Raw genomic sequence first — 21250 nt, 5'->3', positions numbered from 1 at the left:
ACATGCAATTTTTGCCCTCCTTTGGAGGGGTGCCATGCAGTGACAAAAGGTAGGCCCATGCAACAGAGCGAGAAGGTGGATAACTCCCTGAAGGAGCGCCGCGACATTCTGGATCTTCTGGGGCGGCTCAAAGGGGACGGCATCTCCATCGAGGAGATGGAACAGATCGGACGCAGGTTCCAGGAGGCCGGGAAAAGGGCGCTGCGCCCGCTCGTGCGCGAACTCTGGCGCGAAAATTCCGGCGAACTGATCGCTAAGTACGCCTATATCCTGGACTTCTTCGACTCGGAGCACTGGCTGGACCAGCTGATCCAGATCGCCCTGAAGCGCCAGGACCTCGCAGCGGACGGCAAGGCGGCCCTCATGATCGCCTTGGAAGGGTACGGCGTGGACGTCGGTTCGGCACCCTTCAGCGACGGGAAATCCGGTCCCGGTGCAAGCTCTCTGGGGCAGCAGGTGCAGGGAGCGATGCAACTCGGCGAGGAGGGGATGGTTACCTTCCTTGACGATTTCCTCTCGCACCCTCCCGAGGTGCAGCAGATCGTCATCCGCGAACTGTACCGCTCCGGGGACCCCCACGCACCGCTCATGCTCCAGGCTATGCTCTGGCACCCGGAGCTTGAAGTGGTGCATGCAGCACTGCAGGCGCTCGGCCGGATCAGGGACCCGCAGGCCGCAGGCGTGCTGCAGGACTTCATCACACAATGCGACCAGGACCTCCTACCCGTTGCCGACAAGGCGCTGCGCCGCCTGCGTTTCCTGGGCGTTGCGGTACCGCCTCCGCGCGAATACCTCCCCTTCCATGCCGGTTACGCCACTCCGCCGGACGGCGACGGCTACCGTTCTCTGCTCCTGTCACGCTGGGCGGGTGCTGACACGGTGAGCGTCCTTTACATGCAGGTACACGAACGTCGCGGGGTACTGGCGGCGTGGGGCGCCGGGGAACTGACGGTCGAGAATTTTCTCGCCGAGGTGGAGGGGTTCCGCTTGCAGGACGACCTGATCGAGGTCGCTCCCGAATACCTCATCGATCTGATTCGCGACGCCCTGCACTGGAGCCGCGATCTCTGCTACCTTCCCGCCGACTTCTACATGAGGCGCGGCATCTTCGCCGGCGTCGACCTCTCCCCTGCCCCGCTGGCCGAGCGGCTGACCGGGCTTCCAGCGCCGCGGGCCCTTAGCTTTCAGGAGGGAGAAAGGCTGGCCCAGCGCCTGTTCGAGGATCCCTTCTTTTCGGGGTGGTACATGGCGGCCCAGCGCGTCTACGACTTCGCCGAGGATTACCGGAAAGGGAAGGATTGCGAGCAGGTCCTGGAGCACTTCTGCGCCGAACTGATCACGCCGGAGCTGGAACTGATCCGGGAACGCCTCCTTATCAGCGCGGACCTCATGCTGCATTGCGGCAGGGACGTAACCGAGGTTGCCAAAGTAGTGGGTCTCGCGGACAGTATGGTCGACAACCCGCTGCCGGCATACCTGCACCCTTTCCTGCGCCGCTTCGCCCTCGAAAGCATGGAGATCGCGCGCGAGTCCCTCGAGCGGGGCGACGAGTTGCCGCTCAGAGCCGTCGAGTAGACGCCGCAGCGCCGCTCGCAACGGTAACTTCTCGTAAAATCACTTCCCCCTCCTTGACGGGAGGGGGAATTTTCATTATATCTGCTACGGTAAATGTCCTCATGAAGGGCTACGGATACAACGAGAGGGCTTGAAGACATGCTGGAAAAAATCGCCGTCATAGGAGCGGGAAGCTGGGGCACCACCCTTGCCGACCTCTTGGCCAAGAAGGGACACCAGGTAACCCTGTGGGCGTACGAGCCGGAGCTGGTGCAGACCATGCGCGACACCCGGGAGAACAACCTCTTTCTCCCAGGCATCACGCTTGATGAAAAGCTCGCCTACACCAACGACCTCGTGGAGGCATACCGCGAATGCACCATGGTGCTTAGCGTGGTGCCGTCGCAACTGGTGCGCCGGGTGATGGGGCGGTCCGTTCCCTTTATCCCGAGCGATGCGGTGATCGTCTCCGCTTCCAAGGGTATCGAGGTAGACACCCTCGCCACCGTTTCCGAGATCTACCGGGATATCCTCCCCGAAGCGATGTACCAAAGGTTCGCGGCGCTGTCCGGTCCGAGCTTCGCCCGCGAGGTCGCGCAGGAGATGCCGACCGCGGTTACCGCTGCCGCGGCATCCGAAGAGATCGCCCGCCGTGTGCAGGAGGCCTTCACTACCAACTTCTTCCGGGTCTACCGCAACAGCGACGTGGTCGGGGTTGAGCTTGGCGGGGCGATCAAAAACGTCATTGCCATTGCCGCAGGTATCTCCGACGGTCTGGGCTTCGGCAGCAACACGCGCGCCGCCCTGATCACCCGCGGCCTTGCCGAGATGACGCGTCTGGGCGTCGTCATGGGGGCGCAGCCCGCCACCTTCGCTGGGCTTGCCGGCATGGGCGACCTCGTGCTCACCTGCACCGGCGATCTCTCCCGAAACCGCAGCGTCGGCATCCAGATAGGCCAGGGGCGCCGCCTCGAGGAGATCCTCGGCGAGATGCGCATGGTGGCCGAAGGGGTGAAGACCACGGAATCCGCCTACAACCTGGCGAAGAAGCTCGGGGTAGAGATGCCGATCATCGAGCAGATGTACCAGATGCTCTACCAGGACAAGCCGGCCCGCGAAGCGGTTCTTGAGCTCATGACCAGGAACCTGAAGGCCGAAGGAGTTTAGCCACAGATCAAGATCGAGCCCCGGATCGGGACGGTTTTCCGCCGCGACCCGGGGCTTGGTCCGCCTTTTAAGGATGGGTTGATGCAACCACGCTTTGGCATAAGATCCAAACTGCTCCTCTCCATCCTCGCCATCCTGCTCATCTCGTATTCCACCCTGATCTACTCCACCATGACGACCATGAGCGCCTCGCTGCGCTCGGAAATCGACCGCAATCTCGAGACCTACCTCACCTACGCCCGCAGCCAGCTTTCCGACCGCGCGAAGATCGTCAAGTATTCCCTGCTGCAGCCGGCTACTTCCAGGACCGTTCACGAACACATGAAGGACGGGGACCGTGCGTGGCTGACGGACCGGTTGCGGGGGGTGCACAAGGTGCTCCCCTACCTAGAATTCCTCGTGCTCCTCGACGCGGACAAGCGTGTGATTGCGAGCCTTAAGGATGACCAGCCCGACGAGAGGCTGGAAGTGCCGGGGGTGGTGGAACAGGCCCTCGTCGGCAAACGCGTCGTCATCTCTACCGAGATCCTGTCGGGGGCGCTTTTGTGCAGGACGGGGGTGGAGCGTTACTGCGACCGGGGCGGGGAAAGCGAGGCGTTTGTCACGACGGTGGCGGTTCCGGTCCTTGCCGAGGACGGCCGGGTGCTGGGGTGCATGGTGGCCGGGGAGGTGCTGAACGACCGCCCTACCCTCCCCGACGAGCTTCAAGAAGTGTCGGGCCGCGACGTGGAGATTACCATCACCCAGCGCGACCTGCGCATCGCGAGCAGCCTCCCGAGCACCTTGCGTGATTCTTCCACGCTGGAGCCGGAGGTCATCGACGTGCTGGAACGCGGAGAGGTGTACCGCGGCGAGGCCATGATCGGCGCCAGGTCGTTCGAAACCGTCATCGATCCCATCCTGAACAGCCGCGGCGAGTTCGTCGGTTCGCTCTCCGTTGCGGTCGCCACGGAAAGGTTCAAGCAGAACAGGAGGCAGAACCTCGAGAACATCCTCGCCGCCGCAGCGGTCGGGATTCTCTGCTCCTTCGGCCTTGCCTTCCTCGCCTCCCGTCACCTGACCCGCCCGCTAAGGGAGCTCGCCTCCAGCGCGAGCAGGATCGAGGAAGGGGATTTCGACCAGCGGGTCGAAGGGGACCAGGACGACGAGGTCGGCATGCTGGCCTCCTCCTTCAACCAGATGGTGCAGGCCCTCAAGGAGCGCGACGCCATCATCAACAGGAAGACCTCGGATCTCCAGGAGTTGAACGAGCAACTGGAGCGGATGGTCGACGAGAGAACCTCCGCCCTCGCCATGGAGATGGGGCGGCTCGAGGCGGTGCTCACGAGCCTTGCCGAAGGGGTCGTGGTGACGGACCTCGACAACAAGGTGGTTCTCTTCAACCCGGCGGCCCAGCAGCTTTTCGAGATGGTGCCGCACAGGGTGGTAGGAAAGCCGATCGAGCAGGTCTGCGAACTGGTGGGCTTCACCCCCCTTCTCGCGCGCATCAGGGAGTTCACCCAGGCGGGAGCCGGAGGGTGCAGGGAAGAGCTGACCGTAAAGGGGAAAAGGCTCCACGTCTACCTCTCCTCGCTCACCGACGAGAAGGGTAACTTCGCGGGCATCGTCTTCTCCATACGCGACGTCACCGTGGAACAGCAGGTGGACAAGATGAAGACCGAGTTCATCTCCACGGTGTCCCACGAGCTGAAGACGCCGCTCACCTCGATCAAGGGATCGCTGCAGCTCCTTTTGACCCGCAGCAAGTGGCTCACCGACACCGAGAGGCAGCTCCTCACCGTCTGCTTCCGCAACACCCAGCGCCTGATCCGGCTCATCGGCGAGATCCTCGACATCTCCGGCATCGAGTCCGGCGGCATGGTCTTCAAGTTCAAGCCGGTGTCGATCGGGGAGCTCACCGTTTACGCCGTCGAGGAGATCAAGTCCTACGCCATGGGGCGCGACATCACCATCGTTAACACGGTTGGGGAGCACCTCCCCATGGTGTACGGCGACAGCGACCGCCTGATCCAGGTGCTCACGAACCTTCTCTCCAACGCGGTGAAGTTCTCACCGGAGGGGAAGGTGGTCATGATAAGCGCCGAGCAGGAAGGAAACTACGTGGTGGTCTCGGTCGCGGACAAGGGGCGCGTCATCCAGTGGTCGGATCGTGACAGGCTTTTCAAGAAATTCCAGCAGATAGAGTGCCAGGAACGCGGCAAGGTGGGTGGGACCGGGCTGGGGCTCGCCATCTGCAAGGAGATCGTCGAGCGCCACCACGGCAGGATCTTCTACACCGCGGCGCAGGAGCGCGGCAACACCTTCAGCTTCACCGTTCCAATCATAGGGGAGACCGATGGAAAAAAATAAGATACTGATCGTCGACGACGAGGCGGACATCGCCCTCATCCTCAAGCTGCAACTGGAGGATGCCGGGTTCGAGACGGTCCGCGCCCGCGACGGCGTGGAGGCCCTGGAGGCGGTCGCCGCGGAGCGGTTCGCCCTCATCATGCTCGACATCAAGATGCCGCGCATGGACGGCCTCGAGGTGCTGAGCCGGATAAGGACCGACGAGACGCCGGTGGTGATGATGACCGCCCACGGCAGCGAGGACATCGCGGTGGAGGCGATGAAAAACGGCGCCCTCGACTACATCTCCAAGCCCTTTTCCGCCGACGACATGCTGCAAAAGGTGGAGCGGGCCATAAGCATCGACAGGACCCGCAAGGAGAACGCGAGGCTGCAGCGCCAACTGGACGAGGAGCGCCTGAAAATGGCGGCGGTGCTGCAGGGGATGGCCGATCTCCTGCTGGCGGTCGACCTCGAAGGGCGCATCATCACGGCAAGCCGGGAGGCGGAACGCGTCCTGAGCGCGGAGGGGAGCATCGGCGGTAGACCGCTCGAGGAGGTGCTGCATGCGGAGGTTCCCGGAGGCGAGCTGCCGGCGCGGACCGTACTCAGAACCGGCGAGTCGTGCCTCGACGTCTCCTACACGTTGCACGTGGGTGGCCGCGCCGTTCCGGTACTTTCCTCGGCGGCGCCGCTTAGAAACGCCGAGGGTGATCTGGTGGGAAGCGTCGAGATCATCAGGGACATCTCCAAGCTGAAGGAACTGGAGCAGGAGAAGGAAGATTTCGTCAGCATGCTCTCCCACGACCTCAAGTCCCCTATTACGGCCGTGGTCGGTTCCATCGACCTCGTTCGGGAAGGAAAGCTCGGCACGGTGACCCCGGACCAGCGCGAGTACCTGAACGCCGCCATCGAGAGCTGCGAAGAGATGGTGGAGATGATCGACACCCTGCTCGGCATCCACAAGTTCGAAGCGGGCAAGATGAAGCTCACCTTCAGGGAGGAGGCGCCCGGTGCCCTCGTCGGCCGCAGCGTCAGCAAGTTCCAGACCGTCGCCGAGCGCGGCGGCATCCGGCTCTTCACCACCATCGTCCCGGATCTCCCGGCGGTTTCGGCGGACCGATCCTCCTTCAACCGCATCATAGGAAACCTCCTCTCCAACGCGGTGAAGTTCACCCCCGAAGAGGGGGAAATCGAGGTCTCCGCCGATCTCGTGCGGGATCCCTCCTCCATCACCGGAGAAGTTCCCGAGGAGATCTACGCGGACGATCAGCTCCCGAAAGAGGGGGACTTCGTCAGGATCCGCGTGCGCGACAGCGGCGTTGGCATCCCGGAGGAGGCCATCGGCTCCATCTTCGACCGTTTCGTGCAGGCAAGAAACCGGCGTCAGGGAAAGACCCGCGGCACCGGCCTCGGCCTCGCCTTCTGCCGCAAGGCTGTGGACGCCCACGGCGGCTACATCTGGGCCGAGAGCGAAGCCGGAAAGGGGAGCGTCTTCACCATCCTGCTTCCGGCGCTTCCCGAGGAGCCTGAGGAATAGGGTTAATTAGCCACGCATCCCCCAAAGCCCCATAGGGTTTTTCGAAGGTACTTTTAATTATTCTATTTTTTGTTTTGTGATTTGTAGTACAGTATGTCCTCGTCCGAGAGGGGGTACCTTCTCATGGGAAAACCCGGCACTATGCAGATGATCCTGGGAGTATGGGGGGACAAGTGGCGCTGCGAGAAAGCGACGCGGGTTACCGCGAGTTGTTCGAGGAAAATCCCGAGCCGATGTGGGTATGCCGTCGGGAGGACGGCCGGATCCTTGCGGTGAACGAGGCGGCGCTCAGCCTGTACGGCTACGCGCGCAGCGAGTTCCTTGCCCTGGGGCTGTCGGGGCTGTCCGTCGATTCTTGTTCCGCGCCGGCCGGCGAGGGGGCTCTTGAGCGTACCTGCAGGCAGCGTCATCGGGACGGGAGGGAGCTGGAGCTGAAGCTCACCTGGCGCCCCTTGTGGTTTCAGGGGGAGCCGGCGCACCTGGTGCTTGCACGCAGCATTCCCGCCGTTTCCCCGGGCGAGGAGTCGCTGCGTCGGCAGTTAGAGGAGAGGCTCGTGCAACTGGAGGCGGCCCACCGGGAGATGGAGGCGTTCAGCTATTCCATCTCGCACGACTTGAGGGCACCGCTAAGGCACATAGACGGCTTCAGCCGCGCCGTTTTAGACGACTTCGGCGCTGCGCTGGGAGATCAGGGGCGGGAGTACCTGACCCGCATCTGCCAGGCCACGGGAAAGATGGCGCAGCTCATCGACGCCATCCTGCAGTTTGTCCGGGTGGGGAGGTGCGAACTGATCCGCCAGCCCATCGACCTGAGCGTGAAAGCCCAGGTGATCTCCCTCGAACTCAGGCACAACGATCCGGCGCGGCAGGTGGAATTCGATATTCCGGAGGGGATCAAGGGTGAGGCGGACCCGAAACTCACGAGGCAGCTCCTCGAGGTGCTGATCGGCAACGCCTGGAAGTTCAGCTCGAAGGTGAGCTCGGCGCGCATTCGACTCGGGGGCAAGGAAGAGAACGGAGAGACGGTCTACTTCGTTGCCGACAACGGCGCCGGCTTCGACATGGCGTACGCCGGCAAGCTCTTCACCCTGTTCAACAGGCTGCACCGCACCGACGAATTCGAGGGGAGCGGTGTCGGATTGGCCATCGCGCATCGCATCGTGACACGACATGGCGGCAGGATCTGGGCGGAGAGCACGCCCGGCAAGGGCACTACCATCTTCTTCACCCTGGCGCCGAGAGGAAATTGACGACGGATGCTAACAGTGACGCGGGTGATTGACAAATGACGATTGACAATTGACAATGGAAAGCCCGGCACTGAAACGAACAGCTTTTATTGGCGGTACGAAGGCGGGAATGGAGTCATGGTGATGGGGCAAGTGACAGTGGAGGCCGTTGGTGCTGCCATTGTCAATGGACCATCATCAGCTGTCAATTGCTGGAGGTAGTGCGTTGTCAATCGTCAATCTTCAATCGTCAATTCCCTTGAAGGTTCTGCTCGTCGAGGATTCCCTGGAAGACAGCCTGCTCCTGGTGCGCGAGCTGGTGCGCGGCGGCTATCAGCTGGAGCACCGCCGTGTCGAGACCGCGGAGGGAATGCGCCAGGCGTTGCAGGATAACAAGTGGGACGTGGTGATATCCGATTACCGGATGCCCGCCTTCGACGCGCTCGGCGCCCTGCAGATCCTGCACGAAAGCGGAGAGGACATCCCCTTCGTCATCGTCTCCGGCAAGATCGGCGAAGACCTCGCGGTAGCCGCCATGAAGTCGGGGGCGAACGATTACCTGATGAAGGGGAACCTGGCGCGCCTCGTGCCGGTCGTGGAGCGCGAGCTTCGCGAGGCGGAGGAGCGCCGGACGCACCGGCTCACCCAGGACAAGGTGCGCCGCGGCAAGGCGGAATGGGAATCGGTCTTCGACGCGGTCTCCGACCTCATCATCATCACCGACAACGAAGGGGTCATCTCGCGCTGCAACGGCCGGGTCTTCTCCTACTTCCCCGGCGGGTACGACGCCATCCTCGGCAAGCGCATCGACGAGGTTTTCTTCGGCTCGGAGGTCCCCGAGGGGAAAATCTTCCGCTTCCTGCACATGCAGGGTGAAACCGAAGAGGACATCCGCTTCCCCAACCTGAGCGGCTGGTACAACGTGGCGAGCTACCCGATGCGTATCGAGGGTAACGACCGCGCCGGCTTCGTGCACATCATAAAAGACATCACCAAGAGGCGCGAAGTGGAGGAAGAGAAGCGGACTAGCGACCGCGAGCTCCTCACCCTCTACGCAGTAGCCTTCCGCCTGCAGTACACCAAAGGGGTGGAGAAGGTGATGGGCGACCTCCTCTTCCAACTGCACAACATGCTGCAGATGGACTTTTCCTGCATCCATCTCTTCGAGGGGGGGGAGCGGCTCAAGATGCGCGCCTCGCTCGGACTCTCCGCCCCTTTCGAAAAGGCGATGAAGGCGCTTCCCGCCGATGCAGAATGGACGAGACTCGCCCAGGTCGGGCGCCCATTCCTCGGCGAGGAGCCCGACTCGCGCTTTCCGGAGAAGGCGAAGAAGGAGGCCGTCGCCATGGGGCTGCACTCCTGGTGCACGGTGCCTTTGAAGATAGGTCAGGAAGTGATGGGGGTGATGACGGTGGGGACCATCTCCGGGCGCAACTACAGCGACCGCGACGTCTTCCTGCTCTGCTCCATCGCCGGACAGCTTGCCGTGCTCATCGACAACTACAGCCTCTACGACAAGATGAAGGAGAAGGCGGAGGAGCTCTACAAGAGCAAGATGGAGTTAAAGGAGAACCTGCAGAAGGTCAAGAGGGCCAACATCGAGCTTGGGCGTCTCAACACCGCCAAGAACAACTTCATCGGCATCGCGTCTCACGAGCTCAAAACCCCGATCACCTCGATCATGGGAGGGGTTGAGTTCCTCCTGAAGTACGCGGGGATACCGATGACCCCCGAACAGCACAACATCTTCACCTCCGTGTACGAAGGAACGGTGCAGTTGAGAAAGCTGGTCGAGGATCTCCTTTCCATCTCGAGGATCGAGGCCCAGGGGCCGCTGGCGCAGAAAAAGCCTGCAAACCTGATCCAGCTCTGCCGCGAGGTGCACGACCTCTTTGCGCTGCCGCTTTCCGAGCGGCACATCGCCGTGAAGATCAGCGGCGAGGAGAGCGTGGTTCCGGTGGACGAAGGATTCGTGACCCTGGCGGTGCGAAACCTCATGGAGAACGCCATCAAGTTCACCCATGACGGCGGCGAGGTACGGCTCACCGGGCGGACGCTGAAGCATGCGCGCTTGAAGGAGTTGACCCCTTTAGTGCGCCAGTTCTACTCCTCCTTCCCCAACAACATCGCTGCGGTGAAAAGTTACTACCTGCTGCAGGTGAGCGACAACGGCATCGGCATCCCCGTCGACGAGCGGGTCCGCGTGTTCGACAAGTTCTACGGCGTAGGCGACATCGCCCACCACTCGAGCGGCGACACCGCTTTCATGTCCAAGGGGAGCGGGCTCGGGCTCTCCATCGTGCGGGGCATCATGGATGCGCACGAGGGTGTGGTGTGGGTGGAAGCGGCCGAAGGAGGCGGGAGCACCTTCTCCCTGCTTTTCCCGCTGGAGTAACAAAAAGACCGGGGCAATCATGAGCCACGCCATCACGCTCCACGAGATCACCAAGAGTTACGACGGTTTCACCGCGGTGGAGCGCTTCTCGCTCGAGGTTGCGCGCGGCACCGTCTTCGGTCTTCTAGGCCCGAACGGCGCCGGGAAGACCACCCTCATCAAGATCCTCACCACCCTCATGCGTCCGACCTTAGGGGACGCCTTCGTCGAGGGGCACAGCGTGCTGACGGCAGGCAAGGAGGTCCGGCGCCTGATCGGCGTGGTTCCCCAGGAGAACAACCTGGACCGGTACTTGACCGCGCGCGAGAACCTCACCCTGCACGCGAGGCTGCACGGCATGCGCCCCGCTTCCTACAACCCCCGCATCGACGAGCTTTTGGAGATGACCGGGCTCGCCTCGCGCGGGAACGACTTCCCCGACACCTTTTCCGGCGGCATGCAGCGCCGTCTCGTGGTGGCGCGCGCCCTGGTGCACGAGCCGCGGGTGCTCTTTCTCGATGAACCGACCACCGGTCTCGATCCCCAGTCCCGGCGTGCGCTTTGGGATTACATCCGTGGTCTGCGCCACAAGATGACCGTGTTTCTCACCACGCACTACATGGACGAGGCCGACGCGCTTTGCGACCGGATCATGATCATGGATCACGGCGAGTGTCTCGCCGACGGGACCGCCGCGCAGCTAAAGGACGCCTATTCGAGGGCGCACACCTACCAGGTGGAGTTCAAGCGTGATGCCGAGCGGTACGAGGGGGTGCTGGCCGGGTTGTCGTTCGTGAAAGGGGTGGAGCGGGAGGGAGCCGTTTTCCAGATCACCCTGGCCGACGAGGAGTCGATCAAGCCGCTCATGGACCACCTGGCCGGTGCCGACATCCGCAGGATCTGCCTGAAGGAGCCCTCCCTGGAGGACGTGTTCATCGCGCTGACCGGGGAGAGGGTCAGAGAGTAGTGTCCGACGTCGGACCTGTCAGACCGGTCAGACAGGTCAGACTAGTCGGACAGGTCTGACGTCAGACCAAGAAGAGGGAGCCAATGTTCAAAGGCGCGTTTTCCATCTGGGGCAGGGACATGCTGGTCTTAAGGCGCAGCATCGTCTCTGAGCTCGTCTCGGTGGTGGCATACCCCCTCACCCTTTACCTCGCCTTCGGCTTCGGTCTCAAAGGGTACATCACCGCCGTGAACGGGGTCCCCTACCCTCTCTTCATCGCCCCCGGCCTCATCTCGATGACCGCGGTCAACGCGGCCTTCGACGAGAGCTCCTGGAGCATGTGGTTCCACCGCCGCGTGCAGCGCACCATCGAGGAGTACCGCGTCACCCCCGTGACCGTCTACGACATCGTCATCGGCAAGATCTTCTCCGGCTTCTCACAAGGGGCGGTAAAGGGTTCGGTCGTCTTCCTGGTGATCCTCGCCCTCACCCCCTTCCGCATCGACTACACGCACCTCCCAAGCTACTTAGGCTGCATCGCACTCTCTTCCATGACCTTTTCCTGCCTCGGCACTATCTGCGGCACTGTCATAGACAAGCCGGAAAACATAGGCCGGGTGCAGTCCGTGATCATCGTCCCGCTCATCTTCATGGCGGGTATCTTCTTCCCTCTCTCATCCTACCCTTCATCGATACTGCCACTGATTGAGCTGCTTCCCACCACGGCTATTTTCGAGGGGGCGCGCGACGCTCTCCTCACTGGAGCCGTCCCCACTCACTACCTGGTCAACCTGGTTCTGAGTGCGGCCGTATCTTTCGCCGTCGCCGTATACGTCTTCAACCGTAAAATGGCGGAATAAGCGATTCTTCTTGAGTTCGTCGCGCCTTTCATAGTAAAGTTCGCAGTAAACTTTTTACCTCCTGGATGCCCCTTGCGACGCCGTGTCGGGAAGGAGGCAGCCGAAGCGTTCCTTGTCGCAGAGCCGACCGTTTTTGGCGCGAATTCGTTCCCTGCCCCGAGTCGATTCCCCCCCGCACTGCACGCTTTCCAGGGTCACATTGGAGATACCATGGCCGAAGAGTTCGTACCGAAATGGATCGCCTGGGAGACCACCCAGCGCTGCAACCTCAAATGCGTGCACTGCCGCTGTTCGTCCGAGCTGACCTCGTCGGAAGGTGACTTCACCACCGAGGAAGGAAAGAAGCTCCTGAAGGAAATCGCCGATTTCTCGAAGCCGGTCGTGGTACTCTCCGGCGGCGAGCCTCTCATGCGGCCGGACATCTTCGAACTCGCCGAGTACGGCACCTCGCTCGGCCTCAGGATGTGCATGGCGACCAACGGCTCCCTCGTGACCGACGAGGTGTGCGAGAAGATGAGGAAGGCCGACATCAAGATGGTGTCGCTCTCCCTGGACGGCTCCAACGCCGCCGTGCACGACGACTTCCGCCAGTGCCCGGGCGCCTTCGAAGGCGTGATGAAGGCCGCCGAGCTCTTCAGAAAGCACGGCCAGAAGTTCCTGGTCAACTCCTCCTTCACCAAGCGCAACCAGACCGACATCGCCAACACCTTCAAGGTCGCCAAGTCCATCGGCGCCACCGCCTGGTACATGTTCATGATCGTCCCGACCGGTCGCGGCGAGGATATCATGAGCGAACTGATCTCCAAGGAAGACTACGAGGAGATCCTCGACTGGCACTACCACCAGGAGAAAAACGAGGACGACATCCTCATGCGCCCGACCTGCGCGCCGCACTACTACCGCATCGTGCCGCAGAAGGCGAAGGCGGAGGGTGAGAAGTTCGAGCGTCGTTCCCTCACCTTCTCCACCGGCGGCGGCAAGGGGTGCATCGCGGCCCAGACCATCTGCCTCATCGACTGCTTCGGCAACCTGAAGCCCTGCTCCTACTTCCACAGGACCGCCGGCAACGTGAAGGAAACCCCGTTCAAGGAGCTCTGGGAAAACTCGGAGATCTTCAAGGACCTGCGCGACTTCAAAGCCTACAAGGGTAAGTGCGGCGAGTGCGAATACCTGAACGTCTGCGGCGGCTGCCGCGCCCGCGCCGATGCGGTGTATGGCGACTACATGGAAGAGGAACCGTTCTGCAACTACGTGCCGATCAAGGTGCAGAGAAAAGAGCAGAAATAGTTTGACGATTTGCTTCCCCCCCCCTTTGCGAAGGGGGGCGGGGGGGATTTGCCTCTCCCCAAGCAAAAGCAAATCCCCCTAAATCCCCCTTCGCAAAGGGGGACTTTTAACGGCCCCCGTTTCATGACGGGAGAGGGATAAGGTTAGGGGCTCACCACCCGGAAGTAATTTTTTTGCCCAGTTATCCATCCAAAGTTTGATGGACAACCAAGTTTGATGGGCGGCTTCACGCTGTAATGTTGTGGTTCGAGACACCTCAAATTTCACCCAGGAGGATTACTATGAATACTCGATTTTTAGACGCATGTTGGGGTAAGCCGGTCGACATCGTACCGGTATGGCTTATGCGTCAGGCCGGCCGTTACCTCCCCGATTACATGCGCGTCCGCTCCAAATGCACCTTCCTGGAACTCTGCAAGACGCCGGAACTCGCCGCTGAAGTCACCATCCAGCCGGTGGACATCCTGGGCGTCGACGCCGCGATCCTCTTCTCCGACATCCTCACCCCGATCGAGCCGATGGGCATGGAGCTCGACTTCACCCCTGGGCCGGTCTTCACCAAACCGATCCGCACCATGGCCGACGTAGAGGCGCTCAAGATCCCGAAAATGGAGACCGACGTCCCCTACGTGCTCGACGCCGTCAAACTCCTCCGGAAAGAGCTTGCCGCAAAGGTACCGCTGATCGGCTTCGGCGGCGCTCCCTTCACCCTCGCCTGCTACATGGTCGAAGGCAAAGGCTCCAAGGACTTCGCCGCACTCAAGAAGATGATGTACGCCGAGCCCGAGATCTACGCGGCGCTCATGGACAAGATAACCACCATGGACATGGAGTACCTGAACGCCCAGATCAAGGCCGGCGCGCAGGCGATCCAGATCTTCGACACCTGGGGCGGCATGCTCTCCCCCGCCGACTACGAGCGCTACGTCCTCCCGTACACCCAGCGCCTCATCAACGGCCTGAACCGCACCAACGTTCCGGTGATCCACTTCGTGAAGGGCGCAGGCACCATGCTCGAGATCGTGAAAGAAGCAGGCGGCGACGTCATGGGCCTCGATTGGCACGTGAACCTCGGCAAGGCTCGCGACATCCTGGGCGACATGGCGGTGCAGGGTAACCTCGATCCGACCGTGCTCTTCGCACCGAAAGAGGTCATCGAGCGCGAGGTGAAGCGCGTGCTGGACGAGAACGCCGGCAGGCCCGGCCTCATCTTCAACCTGGGGCACGGCATCCTCCCCACGGTACCGCCGGAAAATGCGATCTTCATGGTCGACTGCGTGCACAGGCTGTCGCAGAAATAATTCAGGACCACAGACTGGGGCGGCCGATAAGGCCGCCCTTCTTGTTTCAACCGGGCAAGGGGTCCGGGTGTCCGCAGTGCCACGGCCGGCACCGAGGGCGCGGACCAGGCAGGAGCGCATCATGCTGAGGCTTTTCAAGATAGAAAGCGGACTCATCACAGAGATGGAGTTCGAGCGGGAGGACCTCCCCAACCAGATCCTAAAGGCCGACTGGATCGACGCCCACGAACCGGACGACGAAGAGAGGGATCTGCTGGAGCTCCTCCTGCATACCGACATCCCCGAGTACGACGAGGTCGACGAGATCGAGATCTCCGCCCGATGCTTCGTGGACTCCGCCGGGATCCACGTCCACCCGCTCTTCCTCTCCCAGAGCGAGGGGCGTCACATGACGCTTACCGTCGCCTGCATCCTGCAGACGAACCACCTGATCACCATTCGCGAGGGAGACTTAGCCGACTTCCGACTGCTGCGCATGCGCGCCCGCCGCGGTCACGTCGAGTGCCGTTCCGCAGCGGAACTGCTCGTCATCCTGCTGGATCAGAAGGTGGAGAACCACGCCGATACCCTGGAGGACATCCATCGCCAGCTCGAGGGGGTGAGCCACATGGTGCTCGAGGACGAGGACGCGGAACTCGAGGACGCCATCGACAAGCTGGCGCGGCTCGAGGACAGTAACGGAAAGATCCGCCTCTGCCTCATGGATACCCAGCGCGACATCTCCTTTTTGCTGCGCCACTTGCGGGATAGGACCGACCAGGCCGAAACGCTCAGGGAGATCGCGCGCGACGTCGAGACCCTCATGTCGCACACCACCTTCTTGTTCGACAAGATCAACTTCCTGATGGACTCGACCCAGGGCTTCATCAATATCGAGCAGAACCAGATCATTAAGATCTTTTCCATTGCGGCGGTGGTCTTCCTCCCCCCTACCCTCGTCGCCAGCATCTACGGCATGAACTTCGACTACATGCCCGAGCTGAAGATGGGGCTCGGCTACCCGTGGGCCCTGGCCCTGATGATCCTATCGGGCATCGCACCTTATTGGTATTTCAAGCGGAAGGGGTGGCTGTAACTTTTCCCATCGCCTTTAGTGGTTTTCATATCTGTATACGGAAAAATGGATTATTTACACCTTGTAAGAAAAATGCTATAAGGTCCGCTTGAAATTCATTAATTGAGGCGGACTTATGGCAAAGAAGGCGGTACTTGCGGCAGCAGCACTGTTACTTTCTATCTCCTCACCCGAAGCATGGGCAACCAACGGCGATACCTTGATCGGTGTGGCGCCTGCGTCGCGCGCTATGGGAGGGGCCGGCGTCGCCGCCCCACAGGACGCTATAAGCGCCATCTTCGCCAATCCCGCCGCGGTATGCATGGGGCCCTACTGCCCCGGCACTGAGGTGGTCTTCGCCTCGACGATCTACAATCCCTCGGTGAAGGCCACCGTGACCATGGGGCACCAGGTTGTCAGCGCGAAGAGCGACATGAAGCCGTTCATCATCCCCGCCGTCGGCATGGTAACGCCGATCAGCGACCGGTTCCGTTTCGGTCTCGGCATGTTCGGGATCACCGGTATGGGGGTCGACTACCGCAACAAAGGGATCGATCTCAACCCTGGCTCCCCCGGCGCTGAAGGTGACATCTACACGCAGCTCCAGATCCTCAAGTTCGCCCCCAACATCGCCTTCCTGGTAACCCCGAATTTCTCGATAGGGTCTTCACTGCACCTTTTGTACGGCTCGCTTGACCTGGGCGAAGGTACCTCGCACAACTACGGCATCGGTGAGCAGCTTGGCGCCATCTACCGCATGGGTCCCTGCTCCATCGGTGCCAGTTACACCAGCGCGGAGAAGCTTTCGCACGAGAGGGTATCCGACTTCGGTAGTGGAGAGAAGAAGGAGCTGGAGATGGAGTCCCCGCGTACCGCTTCGGCGGGGATCGCCTGGCACGCCACCGAAGACCTGCTCCTCGAGGCCGATGCCAAGTGGCTCAACTGGAGCGATGCCGACGGTTATCGTGAGTTTGACTGGAAGGACCAGTGGGTCTACGCGCTGGGGATGCAGTACAAGGACCCGGACGGTCTTACCCTGCGCCTTGGCTACAACTACGGCAAGAACCCGGTGCGGCTGCACAAGAACTTCGACCTCATGGGGACGACGCAGATCCAGGGGGCCACGGTCTCCAATGCGGCGTACGAATACCTGCGCATCATCGGATTCCCGGCGATAGCCGAGCATCACTTCTCATTCGGGGTCGGCTACCAGTTCACCGGTTCGTTCGAAGCGCATCTAGGCGGGATGTGCGCGCTCAGCAACCACGTGAGCGAGAGCGACGCGAGCGGGACCTACACCTTCTCTTCGAAGGTGCGGGAAACCTCCTACGATATCGGACTCATATGGCATTTCATGTAGCGTGAGTGCATATTGCAACAGAAGCCCCCTCAGCCAGAGGGGGCTTTTTTTTTGCCTGCCCAAGACCTTCCCCCCTACCCCGCCACAAACATTGAACTCAAGAAAGCGCCATATATGCCGATAAAGTCGGTGGAAAAGATCCGAATTAGTAACACGTTGCCCCTACGGTACGCAGCCATTTATCCTCCCCTCCCCCGCCAGGCTGCCTAACCGGGCGAACGGCGCACTGCAAGATCCGGTCGCCGTAAATGCGGAGCCGCCAGGTTCCAACCACCAACCATGACCATAAAAGAAAAACCATACCCCGCCTCGTGCGGCATGCGCGAACGGATCATCGCCTACTTCAGCGTCATCTCGCTTGCCGGTTCGGCGGCGTTGATCCTCGTTCTCGTGTACGGCTCGGCCCAACTGGGCATCGAAGGGATCTACCCGCTTAAGCAGAGCGAGATCGTGCGTGCGCTGGAGGACGCGGCGGACTTGAAGGTGGAGTCGGTAGTGACCTGGCTCGCCTCGAGGCGTGCCGAGCTCGCCGTCGTCGCCAACTCGCGCGACTTCGTGAGGACGACCGAATCGGCCCTGGCGGGAGGCGACGAGCCGGACTCGGCGGATATCCAGTCACTCTCACAGAATCTGCGCACCCTAAAGATCATCTCTCCCGACACCTACACATCCGTGGTGCTGGTGGGCCCAGCAGGGAAGGTCCTGGCTGCGAGCGAGATGGACCTTGTCGGCGCCCGTTACCGCAACAAGGCTTTCATCGCGGCCGCACTCGCCGCCGGCGCAGCCGAGCACATCGACGTCGTCCGCGAAAGCGGTGAACCGGTGATCCTCATCGGACGGAAAGTACTGGTCCGGGACAGGGCGGGGAAGGTGACCGGGGACGTTGCGGGGGTGGTAGTTGCCGAGGCCGGACCGAGACCGAGTTTCGAAGCTCTTACGCTGCTTCCCGGCACGGCCGGTGCGCAAAGCATCATGATCCTCGTGGGGCCGCGCGGCGAGCTGCTCGCATCGGTGCCGGAACAGAGACGGACCCAGACTAGCAGGGATCCTCTCACGGAAAAACTGACCGGGCGGGTCCTCGGGAAGTCGGCGTCATCACAATTGGAGACGCTAAGTGACGGCAGAAGGTTCTTCGCCACGTACCGTTACCTGGAGGTCGGTGGCACCGGGAGGTGGGGTATCGCCGTCGCGGTCGACGAGGAGACCGCCTTCGCGCCCCTGGCAGCCACGAGGAGCCGGGCGGCCCTGTTCGGGCTCGCCATGATTTCCGTCGCACTGCTCTTCGTGTGGTGGGGAGCCGGCAAGATTGCGAGCCCTATCCGGGAGTTGCGCAGAAGCGTCGCCGCCCTCGAAGGAGGAGATTTTTCTGCTCGAACGGCTACAGGTCACGGTACCGCCAAAGAGATCGCCGAGCTTGGCGCGGCTTTCAACAGCATGGCCGAACGCATCGCCAACTGGCACGAGGAGCTGGAGCGGCAGGTCGCCGAAAGGACTAGGGACCTGGAACGGGAGAAGGAGAATGCCCGCCGCTACCTCGATGTGGCCGCGGTTATGCTGCTTCTCGTGGATACCGGCGGACGCATAGCGATGATCAACCGCACCGGTGCCGTCCTGCTGGGGGGGACGGTGGAGGAGCTCCGCGGTATGGATTGGTGTGAAAACTTTGTCCCGGCGGAGGAGAAGAGGGAAGTCCGCCAGATCTTCGACGGTCTGGTGCGCGGTGAGCACGAGTTTTTGGAGTTCTTCGAAAACCGCATCGTCACCAAGGACAAGGGGACGCGCCTCATCTCGTGGCACAACATCCTGCTGCGCGACGACCAAGGCCAGGTGCAGGGGGTGCTGAGCTCCGGGACTGACATCACGGAGAAGCGCCAGGGGGATTTGCAGCGACGGGAACTGGAGCGACAGCTGCTGCACACCCAGAAGCTGGAGAGTTTGGGCGTATTAGCGGGCGGGGTGGCCCACGATTTCAATAACCTGCTCATGGTGATCGGCGGGAACCTGGAGTTGGTCCGTCACGTGGTGGAACCCGAGAGTCCGGCCGTTAAATACCTGGACAACGCTTACCAGGCGGCCAAGCGCGCCGGCGATCTGACCCGCCAGATGCTGGCGTACTCGGGCAAGGGCGGCTATACCCTGCAGGTGGTCGACCTGAACCGACTGGTAGGGGAGAACGTGGACCTGATGAAGGCGTCGGTGCGCAAGGGAGCGGTCCTCACCGCCCAGTTGCAGCCAGGTGTTCCCTCGTTCGAAGCCGACCCGGGGCAGATGCAGCAGGTGATCGTGAACCTGATCACCAACGCCCTCGAAGCGCTAGGGGAGGGGGGCGCCGTGACGGTCAGCACCGGCGTGGCCGAAGTGGGGGCTGCAGAACTCGCCATCAGCAGGCTGGACGAAAAGCCGGTAGCGGGGAGCTTCATCGTCCTTGAGGTTGCCGACAATGGTGCCGGCATGGACCGCGCCACCTGCGACCGTATGTTCGACCCGTTCTTCTCGACGAAGTTTACCGGGCGCGGGCTGGGACTTTGCGCCGTGCAGGGGATCGTACGCGGGCACGGCGGAGCCATCCTGGTGCGGTCTGAAACAGGGGAGGGGACCAGCGTCAAGGTGCTGTTGCCCGCCCCCGAACAGCAACTGATTGAGAAGAGCGTTGCGGCAAAGCTGGCACCGACGACGATCGTTGAGAGAGCGGTGGCGCGGGAAGAAGCGGCGAAAAGCTCACCTGGCGCAGAGGCGGGGATACCGCTCAAGGTCCCGGAGGAGGCAGGGGAAGAGGGGACGGTGCTCATTGTCGACGACGAGGAGATGGTGCGACTGGTCTGCCGGGCCATGGTGAGGGGGCTTGGCTATCCGACCTTGATCGCATGTGACGGTGCGGAAGCGGTCGCCCTGTTCCGGGAGCACGCTGAAAAAATCGCCGCGGTGATCATGGATCTATCCATGCCTGGGATGGACGGGATCACCGCGGCGGATGAGTTACGCCGCATTCGGCCTGGCGTGAAAATCGTGCTTTCCAGCGGTTACAGCGCGGCGGAGGAGGCAAGAAGGCTCTCCGGCCAGAAGGGGGCGCAGTTCATACAGAAACCGTACGACCTGGAATCCCTGAGGAAGGCCTTGGGCGCGCTGTCCGGTGGTACCACTGCTACTTGAGCTTTGGCTGTGGTGTCGTGTCGGAGCTCGGCGGAAGAAGCGGGTAAGCGATCCTCGGCTCCTTTCCGGTCAGCGCATGCAGGAAGGCCACGGTATCGTCCACCTCATGGTCGGATAATTTGATCCCGAGTTGAGCCGAAGCCATGACCGCCACCGCGTCGCGCAGCTTCCAGACCTTCCCGGAATGGAAATAGGGCTGGGTGAAGGCGACGTTGCGCAGGGAAGGGGCTTTGAAGACGTAGCGATCGCTCTCGGTGTTGGTGACCATGAAGCGGCCGGTATCGCCGGATGGGCGGATCTCGGTAGCGGGGGCTTCCCGCACGCCGAAGGGGTAGTAATCGGCGCCGCCGACATTGATACCGGCGTGGCACGGGGCGCACCCCTTGTTCATGAAGACCTTGAGCCCTCTTTTCTGCGCGGCGTTCAGGGCCTTGGTGTCTCCTTGCAGGAAGCGGTCAAACGGGGAGCTCGGGGTGATAAGGGTCGCCTCGAAGACCTCGATTGCCCTCGCCATGTTGTCGAAGCTTACCGGATCCTTCTGCCCGGGAAAGGCCGCCCTGAATAGAGGTCCGTAACCCGGGATGCTCTTCAGCGTCTTCACCACGAGTTCTGGATTGCTGTTCATCTCGACGTTAGCTTGAACCGGCCCCTTCGCCTGCGTCTGCAGGTCCTTCGCCCTTCCGTCCCAGAACTGCGCAGCATCAAACACCGCGTTGAAGACGGTGGGGGAGTTGCGTGGTCCTTTCTGCCAGCCGTGTCCAACTGCAGTTTCCTGTAGATCCGCCCCGAAAAGCCCGACGTTATGGCAGGTGTTACAGCTGATGAGCTGTGAGCTGGAAAGCCGCGGATCGAAGAACAGTTTCCTTCCGAGGTCGATTTTCGCGGCGGTGGCTGGGTTCTCCTTCAGGGATGGGGCCTTGGACGGGATCGGTTTGAAGAGCTTCTTCGCCTGCGTCGTCAGATCATCGGCGGCGAACGCGGAGTTGCCAAGGCAAAGTAGTGCGAACAACAATAACGCCCTCTTTTTCATGACTGCCTCCTATTAGAAAGGTGAGATCAGCAAAACCATTAAAAGGTACCCCCGACAGGCGAGGTGTCAA

Annotated in this window: 14 protein-coding genes; 13 read left to right on the top strand and 1 reads right to left on the bottom strand. The window is 61.8% G+C overall.

Annotation, left to right across the window (positions count from 1 at the left end; all coding sequences use genetic code 11):
- Positions 1–57 precede the first annotated feature (57 nt).
- The 13 genes from E8K79_RS13910 to E8K79_RS13850 all read left to right on the top strand — a co-directional run bounded on the left by E8K79_RS13910 (position 58) and on the right by E8K79_RS13850 (position 20150).
- Positions 58–1575 carry a HEAT repeat domain-containing protein gene (locus E8K79_RS13910; RefSeq protein WP_136515247.1) on the top strand — a complete coding sequence of 506 codons (1518 nt, stop codon included), beginning with the start codon at positions 58–60 and terminating at the stop codon, positions 1573–1575.
- A gap of 138 nt (positions 1576–1713) precedes the next feature.
- Positions 1714–2721, top strand: a complete 1008-nt coding sequence (locus E8K79_RS13905) for an NAD(P)H-dependent glycerol-3-phosphate dehydrogenase (protein WP_136515246.1) — start codon at positions 1714–1716, stop codon at positions 2719–2721.
- A gap of 81 nt (positions 2722–2802) precedes the next feature.
- Positions 2803–5070 (top strand): ATP-binding protein, encoded by a 2268-nt coding sequence (locus tag E8K79_RS13900; protein ID WP_136515245.1) that lies wholly within the window; start codon positions 2803–2805, stop codon positions 5068–5070.
- On the top strand, positions 5057–6589 hold the full coding sequence (locus tag E8K79_RS13895; RefSeq protein ID WP_136515244.1) for an ATP-binding response regulator: 1533 nt from the start codon (positions 5057–5059) through the stop codon (positions 6587–6589). Before E8K79_RS13900 ends, E8K79_RS13895 begins: the two co-directional genes overlap by 14 nt.
- A 173-nt stretch (positions 6590–6762) precedes the next feature.
- The gene (locus E8K79_RS13890) at positions 6763–7839 is read left to right on the top strand and encodes a PAS domain-containing sensor histidine kinase (protein ID WP_136515243.1); all 1077 of its coding nucleotides are present in this window, start codon (positions 6763–6765) and stop codon (positions 7837–7839) included.
- 205 nt (positions 7840–8044) lie between these two features.
- Positions 8045–10213 carry a hybrid sensor histidine kinase/response regulator gene (locus E8K79_RS13885; protein ID WP_246043827.1) on the top strand — a complete coding sequence of 723 codons (2169 nt, stop codon included), beginning with the start codon at positions 8045–8047 and terminating at the stop codon, positions 10211–10213.
- A 19-nt stretch (positions 10214–10232) separates the two neighbouring features.
- Positions 10233–11159 (top strand): ABC transporter ATP-binding protein, encoded by a 927-nt coding sequence (locus E8K79_RS13880; RefSeq protein ID WP_136515242.1) that lies wholly within the window; start codon positions 10233–10235, stop codon positions 11157–11159.
- Between the two features lie 83 nt (positions 11160–11242).
- Complete coding sequence (locus E8K79_RS13875) at positions 11243–11998, top strand: ABC transporter permease (RefSeq protein WP_136515241.1); 756 nt, start codon at positions 11243–11245, stop codon at positions 11996–11998.
- 210 nt (positions 11999–12208) lie between these two features.
- On the top strand, positions 12209–13285 hold the full coding sequence (locus E8K79_RS13870) for a radical SAM/SPASM domain-containing protein (protein WP_136515240.1): 1077 nt from the start codon (positions 12209–12211) through the stop codon (positions 13283–13285).
- 281 nt (positions 13286–13566) lie between these two features.
- Entirely contained in the window at positions 13567–14586 is a 1020-nt protein-coding gene (hemE, locus tag E8K79_RS13865; protein ID WP_136515239.1) for a uroporphyrinogen decarboxylase, read from the top strand.
- A gap of 121 nt (positions 14587–14707) precedes the next feature.
- Positions 14708–15661, top strand: a complete 954-nt coding sequence (gene corA, locus E8K79_RS13860) for a magnesium/cobalt transporter CorA (RefSeq protein ID WP_136515238.1) — start codon at positions 14708–14710, stop codon at positions 15659–15661.
- A 115-nt stretch (positions 15662–15776) separates the two neighbouring features.
- Positions 15777–17000: an OmpP1/FadL family transporter gene (locus E8K79_RS13855; RefSeq protein ID WP_136515237.1), complete on the top strand. Its 1224-nt coding sequence runs from the start codon at positions 15777–15779 to the stop codon at positions 16998–17000.
- Between the two features lie 279 nt (positions 17001–17279).
- A complete protein-coding gene (locus tag E8K79_RS13850) occupies positions 17280–20150 on the top strand; it encodes a hybrid sensor histidine kinase/response regulator (RefSeq protein ID WP_136515236.1) in 2871 nt (956 codons plus the stop codon).
- Here the strand turns inward: E8K79_RS13850 and E8K79_RS13845 are convergent.
- Positions 20143–21180: a cytochrome-c peroxidase gene (locus tag E8K79_RS13845; RefSeq protein WP_136515235.1), complete on the bottom strand. Its 1038-nt coding sequence runs from the start codon at positions 21178–21180 to the stop codon at positions 20143–20145. The two genes, E8K79_RS13850 and E8K79_RS13845, sit on opposite strands and share 8 nt — an antisense overlap.
- Between the last annotated feature and the right edge of the window lie 70 nt (positions 21181–21250).

Source organism: Geomonas edaphica, from assembly GCF_004917075.1.
Lineage (GTDB): Bacteria > Desulfobacterota > Desulfuromonadia > Geobacterales > Geobacteraceae > Geomonas > Geomonas edaphica.
The sequence above is the reverse complement of the archived record's forward strand: the minus strand, read 5'-3'. Positions and strand labels throughout refer to the sequence as shown.

Excerpts from the sequence above, each read along its gene's own strand:
- E8K79_RS13910 (WP_136515247.1), top strand. The coding sequence starts at position 58 with ATGCAACAGAGCGAGAAGGTGGATAACTCCCTGAAGGAGCGCCGCGAC.
- E8K79_RS13905 (WP_136515246.1), top strand. The coding sequence starts at position 1,714 with ATGCTGGAAAAAATCGCCGTCATAGGAGCGGGAAGCTGGGGCACCACC.
- E8K79_RS13900 (WP_136515245.1), top strand. The coding sequence starts at position 2,803 with ATGCAACCACGCTTTGGCATAAGATCCAAACTGCTCCTCTCCATCCTC.
- E8K79_RS13895 (WP_136515244.1), top strand. The coding sequence starts at position 5,057 with ATGGAAAAAAATAAGATACTGATCGTCGACGACGAGGCGGACATCGCC.
- E8K79_RS13880 (WP_136515242.1), top strand. The coding sequence starts at position 10,233 with ATGAGCCACGCCATCACGCTCCACGAGATCACCAAGAGTTACGACGGT.
- E8K79_RS13875 (WP_136515241.1), top strand. The coding sequence starts at position 11,243 with ATGTTCAAAGGCGCGTTTTCCATCTGGGGCAGGGACATGCTGGTCTTA.
- E8K79_RS13870 (WP_136515240.1), top strand. The coding sequence starts at position 12,209 with ATGGCCGAAGAGTTCGTACCGAAATGGATCGCCTGGGAGACCACCCAG.
- hemE (WP_136515239.1), top strand. The coding sequence starts at position 13,567 with ATGAATACTCGATTTTTAGACGCATGTTGGGGTAAGCCGGTCGACATC.
- corA (WP_136515238.1), top strand. The coding sequence starts at position 14,708 with ATGCTGAGGCTTTTCAAGATAGAAAGCGGACTCATCACAGAGATGGAG.
- E8K79_RS13855 (WP_136515237.1), top strand. The coding sequence starts at position 15,777 with ATGGCAAAGAAGGCGGTACTTGCGGCAGCAGCACTGTTACTTTCTATC.
- E8K79_RS13850 (WP_136515236.1), top strand. The coding sequence starts at position 17,280 with ATGACCATAAAAGAAAAACCATACCCCGCCTCGTGCGGCATGCGCGAA.
- E8K79_RS13845 (WP_136515235.1), bottom strand. The coding sequence starts at position 21,180 with ATGAAAAAGAGGGCGTTATTGTTGTTCGCACTACTTTGCCTTGGCAAC.